This window comes from Austwickia sp. TVS 96-490-7B (genome assembly GCF_019331795.1).
Taxonomy (GTDB): Bacteria; Actinomycetota; Actinomycetes; order Actinomycetales; family Dermatophilaceae; genus Austwickia.
Genome location: NZ_JAHPZL010000044.1, coordinates 1 through 1,791, shown reverse-complemented (window position 1 = coordinate 1,791; position 1,791 = coordinate 1). Strand labels below are relative to the sequence as shown.

Below are 1,791 nucleotides of genomic sequence, written 5' to 3'. Positions count from 1 at the left end.
ATCAGGCTTCTCTGAATCCCACATCTTTCGAAAATGCACCCCCACCGTGTCCCCGGTTGCCAGCATCTTTTCAACTAGCTCTTCAGTAAAAAACACCAAGTTAGGGTATTTGGGCTGCGGAAGTATGAAGGCCCCGGTTTGGGGCACTAGCTCAGGGCGAAATACTGGGAAATCTATTATTAAAATTCTGCTGCGATCAGGAGCCCATAATAAGTCCCCGTTATCGCTTTTGTCATCATTAAGACAGTCAACGACGACCTGGGGCCACCAGATCATCATTTCTGCTTCATCGCAAGACAACGGAAGCAGTTCACCGTACGGCTCTAATAACCCGCTCAGCGAATCAATAGCTTGATCACGGAGAATCAGATATCGACTGGCAACCTCTGAAACCAGAGATGGCAGGTATTTATCTATACCGTCTCCCGGGAACGGTTCCCGATAAATATGGAACTCCGGGGTAGGCCACCCCCCTTTAAAAGGAGCAGCCGGATCAGAGGAACGCATATCCCCCAACTCAAGCCAAGGGACTCCTTCAACTGGGTAAAACATTTCTCGGTTTGTTCCGATCACGACATCAAATATCTTCATTCACGATCTCCTGACGTGATGCATTGAACTTTAATGCATCCATCTCAATGAATGACTTATGTTGCGCTGTATGAATGTTAAATTCAGACATGACGTTCTCTGTCAACGTGGATGGTATCCTCAAATGCTGCAGACACTCTGGCGAATAACACATAGTTTTCATATTCCGCCACCAGGGCAACTGTTCAAGAAAAAAACGAAGAGCAATCAGGCTTCTCTGAATCCCACATCTTTCGAAAATGCACCCCCACCGTGTCCCCGGTTGCCAGCATCTTTTCAACTAGCTCTTCAGTAAAAAACACCAAGTTAGGGTATTTGGGCTGCGGAAGTATAAAAGCCCCAGTTTGGGGCACTAGCTCAGGGCGAAACACTGGGAAATCTAACCCAAGGACTTTTTTACCAGTAGGAGCCCACAATAAGTTCCCGTTATCGCTTTTGGCATCATTAAGACAGTCGACAACGACCTGGGGCCACCAGATCATCATTTTTGCTTCATCGCAAGACAACGGAAGCAGTTCACCGTACGGCTCTAATAACCCGCTTAGCGAATCAATCGCTTGGTCCCGTAGAATCAGATATCGACTGGCATCATGCGAGACTAATGAGGGCAAATATCTATCTATACCGTCTCCGGGGAGTGGTTCCCGATAAATGATAAATTCAGGCGTAGGCCACCCCCCATCAAAAGGCGCAGTTGGATCTGAAGAACGCATGTCCTCCAATTCAAGCCAAGGGAATCCATCAACTGAAAAAAAACGTTCCCTGTTTGTAGCGGTTGCGACATCAAAAATTTTCATTCACGATCTCCTGACGTGATGCATTGAACTTTAATGCATCCATCTCAATGAATGACTTATGTTGCGCTGTATGAATGTTAAATTCAGACATGACGTTCTCTGTCAACGTGGATGGTAGCCTTAGGGTGTAATTCACGAGAGATTTATCCCCTTGTGGAGAGCCAGAAGACCTGCAGGTCGCAGGCCCTTGCAACGGATAGGTCGCCCGACGTATCATCGCTCGTGAATAATGCCTTTAAATGCCACAAAAACTCTCGCAGATAGCACCATATTTTTAGGGCGTTATTCACGAGGCGTTTCCAGGTCATTCTTGGCTACCAGCCAAGTCGATAGAGCTCGAGTCGGGTAATGACGGCAATGATATCGGGGAGTTCGGTGAGTCTGCCTCGATAGCCGGTGGCGA

2 protein-coding genes are annotated in these 1,791 nt (G+C 47.4%); both read right to left on the bottom strand.

The features are described from left to right. On the bottom strand, positions 1–591 hold a 591-nt coding region (locus KEM60_RS15925), incomplete at its 3' end, for a hypothetical protein (RefSeq protein ID WP_219232396.1). A gap of 185 nt (positions 592–776) precedes the next feature. Continuing rightward, positions 777–1,388, bottom strand: coding sequence for a hypothetical protein (locus KEM60_RS15920; protein WP_219232394.1), 612 nt, complete (start codon positions 1,386–1,388; stop codon positions 777–779). Positions 1,389–1,791: the final 403 nt, after the last annotated feature.